This window comes from Nonomuraea sp. NPDC049637 (genome assembly GCF_040675235.1).
GTDB lineage: Bacteria > Actinomycetota > Actinomycetes > Streptosporangiales > Streptosporangiaceae > Nonomuraea.
The window spans coordinates 1-7318 of the sequence record NZ_JBFAOM010000101.1 but is presented as its reverse complement, the minus strand read 5'-3'; the positions used below and the strand labels follow the sequence as shown (position 1 = coordinate 7318).

Sequence of the window (7318 nt, the reverse complement as noted above, 5' to 3'; positions counted from 1 at the left end):
CGGTACAACACGCCGTTGATCGTCCTTCGGTGGTCGTTCCACCGCCCACCCTGCTGGCCGCCCTCGGGCAGCAGCGGCCTGAGCCGCTCCCACTCCGCGTTGGTTAAGTCACCTCGACCCATAGGCCAATCGTGACGATGCAGGCACGATCAGTCAGCAGATCTAAGAAACAGCTCCTAATGGACCAGTGCTCACGCCAGACGATCGGCGGGCACGACATCCCATCAGCGATCAAAGACTCTTGACCACCGGTGAGGGCACGATCTGACCCCAGGACTCGAAGTCCGGTCGACGAGAGTGCTCACTCACCAGCGGCTACCAGGCGCCGAGTCTGCCAGCGAGGCCGACCCGGTAGGTCCCATTAGTCGGTCGGGGTGCTCGAAGCGGGGTTCTCCTTGAGCCGCATGCACTCGTCGTAGTAGAGGAGCGCCTCGTTGGCGGCCTTCTCAGGGCTCCAGCCCCGGGCGACGAGGGCCTGGTAGTTGTGGTTGTAGATCTGGTAGCAGTCGGTCCGGCTGTCGGCCTGGGCGGCGACGGCGGCGGGGACCACCCAGGCGGCGGCCAGGAGCGTGGCGATGACGAGGCGGCGTGCGTGACGCATGGCGATCCTTCCTGTTACTTGGTTCCCCAGCCGGGCGAGTGGCAGGCGGGTCCGTTCGGTCCGGTGTTGCATGACTTGCCTTCGGTGGCCTGGGCCGGCAGGGACAGCGCCCCCACTGTGGCCGCGGCCAGCAGCGCGACGGTGATGACGGGACGAAGACGGGTCACATGGGCTCCTGCGGTGAGGTCGCGACGTACGCGAGATGCTTCCGTGACGGCCACCGGATGCCCCGATGATCTCCGGGGCCGCACTGCGATTGTCGGACGTCGGCGGCGGCCCCGGCTCCTCCCCGAGGCCGGTCCCTCCGGCCACAAGGAGGACGACAGCCACGGCCGGCGCCTCAAGAACCGGCGCCTCAGGAGCCGGCGCCTCAAGAACCGGCGCCTCAGGAGCCGGCGCCTCAGGAACCGGTGTTGAGGAGTTTGCCGAGGAGGGCGGTGAGCTGGTCGCGCTCCTGCGGCGTGAGGGACTGGAAGGTGTCGTCGAGGAAGGCCGGGATCGCGGCCTGCGCCTCGGCCAGCCGCCGCCGCCCCTGGTCGGTGATGGTGACGGCGTAGGAGCGGCGGTCGCGGGGGTTGCGTTCGCGGCGTACGTGGCCCGCCCGCTCCAGGTCGTCGCAGACGCTGACCATGACGCTGCGGTCGATGCGCAGCTCCTCGCTGAGCGTCTGCTGCGAGCAGGGGCCGACGGCGTCGAGCATCTGGAGCACGAGCTGCTGGCCGACGCCGAGCCCCTGCGCGGCGGCGTGGGCGTCGGCGGCGCGCGCCACGGCGGCCGAGGCCCGGCACAACGCGATGTCCAGCCGCTCGGCGGCCAGCCGCGGGAAGTACGCCTGGCGTGCGCGGTCGCCTGTCCTGGTGGTCGCCATAGATCTCCCTCTTCGCTCCGACGCCGAGTCTAACGCAAACCGTCTCGCCTCCAATCGTTTGACAGTAGATGATTTGTAGCCGTACGGTCCCAATCGTCTGTCAGCAAATTGTTTGTACTCAGATGGAGAGTGGACGTGGCACGGACTGATCGCGTCGCACGGACGGCCCTGGTGGTGTTGTGCGCGGCGGTGTTCCTGGACTCGATGGACCTGTCCCTGATGGGCGTGGCCCTGCCCGCCATCGGCCGCGACCTGTCGCTGCCCGAGAGCCTCCTGCAGTGGCTGATGTCCGGCTACGCGGTCGCCTACGGCGGGTTCCTGCTGCTCGGCGGCCGGATAGCCGACCTGTTCGGACGGCGCCGGGTGTTCCTGACCTCGCTCGCGATCTTCGCCGCCGCGAGCCTGGCCGGCGGCCTGCTGTCGGAGGGTTGGCCGCTGGTCCTCACCCGGGTGGTCAAGGGGGTGGCGGCGGCGCTCACCGCGCCCGCCGCGCTGTCGCTCATCACCACCACCTTCGCCGAGGGCGCGCCGCGCAACCGGGCGCTCGGTGTCTATTCGCTGGCCGGGGCCACCGGCTACACCGCCGGGCTGATCGCCTCCGGCCTGCTGGCGGAGATCAGCTGGCGGCTGGTGTTCTTCCTGCCCGTGCCGGTCGCGGCGCTGGTGCTGGCCGCGGCGCCGCTGGCACTGCCGCGCGACGTCCGGCCGCAGCGGACGCGCGGCGGGTTCGACGCCGCCGGAGCGGTCGCGGTCACCGGGGGCGTGCTGCTGCTGGTGTTCGCGCTGACCGAGCGGAACTGGCCGGCCGGCGTGGTGGCCGTGGCGCTGCTCGGCGGTTTCGTGCTCATCGAACGCGGGCGGCCCAGCCCGCTCGTCCCGCTGGAGGTGTTCAGGTCCGGGACGGTGGGCGCCGCCAACCTCGCCGCGCTGACCTGGGCGTGCGCGACCATCGGCTGGCAGTTCGTCACCGTCCTGTACCTGCAGCAGGTGCTGGGCTACACCGCGCTGGCCACCGGGCTCGGGATCGTCCCGATGGGCCTGGCCATCGTCGTCACGGCCAACCTGGCCGGCCGGCTGATCAGCCGCTGGGGGCTGGGACGGGTGGCCGCCGCCGGGATGCTCGTCCAGGGGGCGGGCATCCTGCTGTTCCTGCGGGCCGGGGCCACCGGCGACTACCTCACCGTGCTGCTGCCCGCGCTGGTCGTGCACGGCGTCGGCAACGGGCTGTCCTTCCCCAGCCTCAACATCGCCGCCGTCGCCGGCCTGCCCGACGCGCGGCAGGGGCTGGCCTCGGGGCTGGTCACGTCCTCCGTCCAGATCGGGGCGGGGGTCGGGGTGGCGGTGCTGGCCGCCGTCCTGCCGCTGGGCGGGCCGCCGCTGGCCGGTTACCGGCTCGCGTTCCTGGTGGCGGGCGGGTTCTCGCTGCTGGGGGCCGTCGTCGCCGCCTACGGGCTACGCGCCCGCCGTCCCGCCGCCGTACCGATCGACTGAAAGGGAACCTGCCGTGACACTGGATCTTACGCCCGACGAGTTGCTGAGCACCACCCGCGCCGTGCGCAAGCGCCTCGACTTCACCCGTCCGGTGCCCCGCGACCTGATCGAGCAGTGCGTGGACCTGGCCGTACAGGCGCCCACCGGACGCAACCGGCAGCGCTGGCACTTCCTCGTCGTCACCGAGCCCGAGCAGCGGCGGGCCGTGGCCGACCTCTTCCTGCGCTCCCTGTCGCGGGCCACCGGGCAGCCGCTGAGCGAGCGCGACCTGTGGCGCATGAACTACCACCGCGGCTCCACCGAGCGGGTCTTCGACGGGCTGCGTCACCTGGCCGCCAACATCCACCGGGTGCCCGCGTTCGTCATCCCGGGCGTCGAGGGGCGCACCGACCGCGCCACAGTGGAGGCGCAGGCGGGAGCGTGGGGGTCGATCCTGCCGGCGGTGTGGAGTTTCATGCTGGCCGCGCGGGCCCGCGGCCTCGGCACGGTGTGGACGACCGCGCAGGCGCCCCTCGAACGGGAGCTCGCCCAGGTTCTGGGGGTGCCGTACGAGAAGGTGATGCTGGCCGCGTTCATCCCGCTGGCCTTCACCATCGGCACCGAGTTCAGGCCCGCTCCCCGCATCCCTCGCGAGGAGGTCCTGCACTGGGACCGCTGGTGAGAGCCCGTTCCGGCCCTTCCGGCCGGTGATCCCGATCCGGGCGAGCTGGTGGTCGAGGACGGCGGTGGCCGCGCGCGCGAGGTCCAGCACCCCGACCAGCACGCCGTCGGCCGGACCGCGCGCGAGCCCGAGCAGGATGTGGGCCTCGGTGTCGGCGCCGCCGCCGGACCCGGAGGCGGCGGTCACGAGGGCGGCGATCTCGCGGTGGACCGCCGCGCCGCCCGTCCGGTACAGCGCGAGCACGTCGGGGTCGGCGACGGCCCTGGCGAGGAAGGCGTGCCCGGCGAGCGGGCGGACGGGAGCGTGCGCGCCCAGCTCGACGACGGCGAGCAGCGCCCGCCGCAGCATCCCGGCCGGGCCGCCGGCGTCCTGCGCCTGCCGTGACGGCTCCGTTCCTGATCGGATGGAAGCCATAACAGCAGGTGGCAGGAGCGGCCCGAAGACGTGGAAGCTCGTCGCCGGCACCCTGCTCGGAGCCGCAGCAGGCATTCCGCTTGGACTCCTGCTCAGCGCCTTCCTGACATGGCGTCACGTCCTGGCCGGCATCGTCATCAGGGGACCGCTCACGATCGTCATGAAGTACTCCGACAAGGAGTGGGACGAGGCGTTCGACCTGATCGCGCAGGACCCGGGCATCTCGACCGTGCCTGTCACGCGCTACATGATTTTCCGATGGGAGTGATGCAGCTGACCGACACCATCACGGTGATGTCCTCGCGTGCACGCCTTCCCCGAACCGACCAGAAGCAGGCGACGAGGTGGAGCAGATACCGCAGACAGGCTCGGGAGGAGTGGTTTCAAGCCAAGACGGGGCAGTCGATGGTGACCGAGGCGGAGTTACGCTTGCTCGCTGAAGCGCTGCGACGGGGGACTGCCCGCTCGCAGTAGATCGGACGGGCGCCCCGCCACGTCCAAGGCGGAGCTGGTCAGCCGCCATGCAGCACAAAGGGGCTCACCGCACACACTTGCCTACGAGTCTCGAGGCGCCGCTAGCGGCTCCCTCCGCTCGGGCTCGGCGCTCGCCCCGGCCGGGCCGATCCCGGCCTGACGACCGACGCGCCGGACCAGCTCGTACACGTCCCTGCGGTCGAGCCGCCGCCCCGTGGCCACGCCTTCGTGAGGTCCTGGACATAGCCGCGCACGCCGGGCGGGTACGCGAGATCGGCGTTCGGGTGCGGCAGCAGCTCGGCGGTCATGGTTCGCCTTCGCATCGAGGAACTGTCCACTGGTTCCGTGTAATGGCACCGGCCGGAGCGCCCGGCCAGGCGAGAGACCCTACGAGAGACGCCACGAGCTCGAAACCCGACATGCCAAAGGCGTCGAACGAAACTCAGGCGACGGCACCCCTCGCGTCAGCCAAGAAGCTGCGACATTTGGCCATGGACGAATCTCCTCGGCGCGCCGTAGCGTAGCCCTGACTATCAAACCCTTAGGGGAAGCAACAGTCGCGGGGGGACCAACCATGCGACGCTCCAAAATTGCGCGTATCAGCACCACGGCCCTGCTCCTCTCCGCAGCCTTAGCGGTCGCAACACCGCCGGCACACGCCGTGCACGCTGCCACATCGACCGCCTTCGCTTATGACCCAAAGTGTCAGTTCCGCGCTGCGCGGAAAGTCGGTAATAACTGGCACATCAGTGAGGGAGGCGGAAATCTCCTCAGGAGCGGGGAAGAGGTCTGCCAGACGGGCGCCGCGAAGCTGATCGTGCAATCCGACGGTAATCTGGTGCTTTACAACAACGGCAGAGCGGTTTGGGCGGCCAACACCACCGAAACGTTGACGAAGCCCAGTGGTTATCGGGCTGAGTTCCAGACCGACGGCAACTTCGTGGTCTACGCCTACAATCCCCCTATCGTCAGATGGGCTTCCAACACATGGTCAACGTGCAGCGGCAGCGCGGTTTGTGAACTCGTCATCCAGGCCGACGGCAACGTGGTGATCTACAACATGAGCAACTCGAACAAGGTCGTCTGGGACGCCTGGTAGGGGTCCAGCCGGGTTTCACCATTCGATTGCGGCGGCGACCAGGTCGGAAGAGTCGTCCTCCAGGAGCCTGGCAGCCGTGAGCGCACCCAGCGACGGGCGTCCGAAGTGTCGATCTCGATCCCGAGGATCGCGGTCGGCGGACGCTCCCGGTACCGGTTGAACACGCCCCCCGCACGGCTCCTTGGCGTTGCAGCTCACGCACAGGAGCTCGCGGAGCAGATCGGTGGCGTGGTCATGGTCCCAGACTTGCCGTGCGCTGCGACCACCGCAGATGGCGCATCGTTCGGCCTGCCGTTCAACGAGCACATCCACCGGATCGGCGCCCCGGTCAATCTCGGGGACTTGCCAGCTCCAGCAGGCGGGCTCCGCCGCGGGCAACCACTCCTGGATCTTGGCGCGTTCGGTGTCGCGTTCAGCGTCCGGCTGGGCGACCTCGGCGCGCTCTTCTGGAGTCCTGTGTGCCGGGCATGCCAGGTGCCTCCGCTGGATCCGGACGCGGCACCGCGTCCCGACTGCCACGTCGGCCGGCCGCGCTCCACCTCCTCGGTCTCGCCTCGGACGCCGGCAACGTGCGCGGCCTCGCCCTGCGCGAACTCCTGGCCCAGCCTGTAGGTCAGGGCCCAGCCCGGCGGCTTGCTCCGCTCGCGCTCATGCTCGATCCCGTCAGGCCCGGCGTGCCACAGGACCTCCCGGGCTCTCGAGGTGACTTCACGTCCGAACGGATCGACTCATCACCACCAAGACTTCCTCTCCCGAGTGTCGGGGAAACCGCATGGGTGAGAACGCAATGTCACTCCAGGACGGAGCGGCTCCCATGTCGCACATTGATGAAGCTGCCTCCGCGCCCATGTGGATCGCGGTCCAATTGCCAGGTGAACGAATCAACCCCGCCGGAACACGATGAGCTGCGTCCTCCGAAGAAGGACCGAGGGCAGGAAGCCCTGCTCCTCATCGGAATAGCGATAAGCGTAGCCGCCAATGCCTTCGACATGGTTATATCGTTCACCCTTGCCTGCGCTGCCCTGGTCCAATCCCTCATCCTCAGCCACACCAAGACCGACGCTCGCCGACAGCGTCTTCGGGAATGGGGCTTCTTCGGTGCCGGGCTCCTTCTGGCAGTTCCGACCAACATCCTGTCCGACCTCATCGGACCGAAGTGACTACCCAGTTTCTCAACTCACGGCATGGAACCCACCGATCTCCTCCAACCAACCGAGAAGGAATCACCCCCTCATCCAGCAGCCTGACCGGATACTCGCGCGACACGTTGCGGGAACGACGAGTAGGGCGTGCCGTGAGGCTGATGCCGATCAGCGTGGTCCTGGGCCTGATCCACATCCTGGCCGGCCGGGGTTCGTGGAGCTGTTCGGGCGCGAGCAGGCGGCGGTGGTCGCCGGGGACGGGCGGGCGTGAGCCTGCTGATGCTCGACACCGAGACCGGCAGCACCGCCGAGCACGTCCACCTCACCGGCGGCCGGACTCGCTTCGGCATCGTGCCCCGGCCTACGCGGGCGCGCCCGACGGCACACTGCTGGACTGCAGCTTCTTCGACCAGCGGTTCACAACATCTCGGTGAGCGCGTCGAGGTCGGCCAGGCGTCCGCCGGGAGCGAGGCGGGCCGCCACGGCGACCAGCAGCAGTTCAGTGACGGCGATCTGGTGCGCGAGCGGCGCGATCGGCCCGGCGGCCTCGCGCGGCAGCCTGATCAGC

11 protein-coding genes are annotated in these 7318 nt (G+C 69.5%); 6 read left to right on the top strand and 5 right to left on the bottom strand.

Translation table 11 applies throughout. The features are described from left to right. The 4 genes from AB0J71_RS49380 to AB0J71_RS49365 all read right to left on the bottom strand — a co-directional run. The coding region (locus AB0J71_RS49380) for a transposase (RefSeq protein ID WP_364414234.1) at positions 1-122 on the bottom strand (122 nt) is incomplete at its 3' end. Positions 123-361: 239 nt separating this feature from the next. After that, the gene (locus tag AB0J71_RS49375; protein ID WP_352324544.1) at positions 362-601 is read right to left on the bottom strand and encodes a hypothetical protein; all 240 of its coding nucleotides are present in this window, start codon (positions 599-601) and stop codon (positions 362-364) included. Between the two features lie 14 nt (positions 602-615). Next, positions 616-768 (bottom strand): hypothetical protein, encoded by a 153-nt coding sequence (locus AB0J71_RS49370; protein WP_352324543.1) that lies wholly within the window; start codon positions 766-768, stop codon positions 616-618. Positions 769-1001: 233 nt separating this feature from the next. Continuing rightward, positions 1002-1469: a MarR family winged helix-turn-helix transcriptional regulator gene (locus AB0J71_RS49365; protein WP_352324542.1), complete on the bottom strand. Its 468-nt coding sequence runs from the start codon at positions 1467-1469 to the stop codon at positions 1002-1004. 135 nt (positions 1470-1604) lie between these two features. Between AB0J71_RS49365 and AB0J71_RS49360 the strand changes: the two genes are divergently transcribed. The 5 genes from AB0J71_RS49360 to AB0J71_RS49340 all read left to right on the top strand — a co-directional run bounded on the left by AB0J71_RS49360 (position 1605) and on the right by AB0J71_RS49340 (position 5608). Next, positions 1605-2960, top strand: a complete 1356-nt coding sequence (locus tag AB0J71_RS49360; protein WP_364421332.1) for an MFS transporter — start codon at positions 1605-1607, stop codon at positions 2958-2960. Positions 2961-2973: 13 nt separating this feature from the next. Beyond that, positions 2974-3621, top strand: a complete 648-nt coding sequence (locus AB0J71_RS49355; protein WP_352324540.1) for a nitroreductase family protein — start codon at positions 2974-2976, stop codon at positions 3619-3621. Between the two features lie 48 nt (positions 3622-3669). Beyond that, entirely contained in the window at positions 3670-4005 is a 336-nt protein-coding gene (locus AB0J71_RS49350; protein WP_364421330.1) for a hypothetical protein, read from the top strand. A 19-nt stretch (positions 4006-4024) separates the two neighbouring features. Further along, entirely contained in the window at positions 4025-4303 is a 279-nt protein-coding gene (locus AB0J71_RS49345; RefSeq protein WP_364421328.1) for a hypothetical protein, read from the top strand. Positions 4304-5083: 780 nt separating this feature from the next. Further along, the gene (locus AB0J71_RS49340; RefSeq protein ID WP_364421326.1) at positions 5084-5608 is read left to right on the top strand and encodes a hypothetical protein; all 525 of its coding nucleotides are present in this window, start codon (positions 5084-5086) and stop codon (positions 5606-5608) included. A 15-nt stretch (positions 5609-5623) separates the two neighbouring features. Here the strand turns inward: AB0J71_RS49340 and AB0J71_RS49335 are convergent, their stop codons facing one another. Continuing rightward, positions 5624-5914 carry an endonuclease domain-containing protein gene (locus AB0J71_RS49335; RefSeq protein WP_352324551.1) on the bottom strand — a complete coding sequence of 97 codons (291 nt, stop codon included), beginning with the start codon at positions 5912-5914 and terminating at the stop codon, positions 5624-5626. Between the two features lie 566 nt (positions 5915-6480). Between AB0J71_RS49335 and AB0J71_RS49330 the strand changes: the two genes are divergently transcribed. Next, entirely contained in the window at positions 6481-6768 is a 288-nt protein-coding gene (locus AB0J71_RS49330) for a hypothetical protein (RefSeq protein WP_364421324.1), read from the top strand. Positions 6769-7318 lie beyond the last annotated feature (550 nt).

Coding starts and splice junctions, on each gene's coding strand:
- AB0J71_RS49375 (WP_352324544.1), bottom strand. CDS start 601: ATGCGTCACGCACGCCGCCTCGTCATCGCCACGCTCCTGGCCGCCGCC.
- AB0J71_RS49365 (WP_352324542.1), bottom strand. CDS start 1,469: ATGGCGACCACCAGGACAGGCGACCGCGCACGCCAGGCGTACTTCCCG.
- AB0J71_RS49345 (WP_364421328.1), top strand. CDS start 4,025: ATGGAAGCCATAACAGCAGGTGGCAGGAGCGGCCCGAAGACGTGGAAG.
- AB0J71_RS49340 (WP_364421326.1), top strand. CDS start 5,084: ATGCGACGCTCCAAAATTGCGCGTATCAGCACCACGGCCCTGCTCCTC.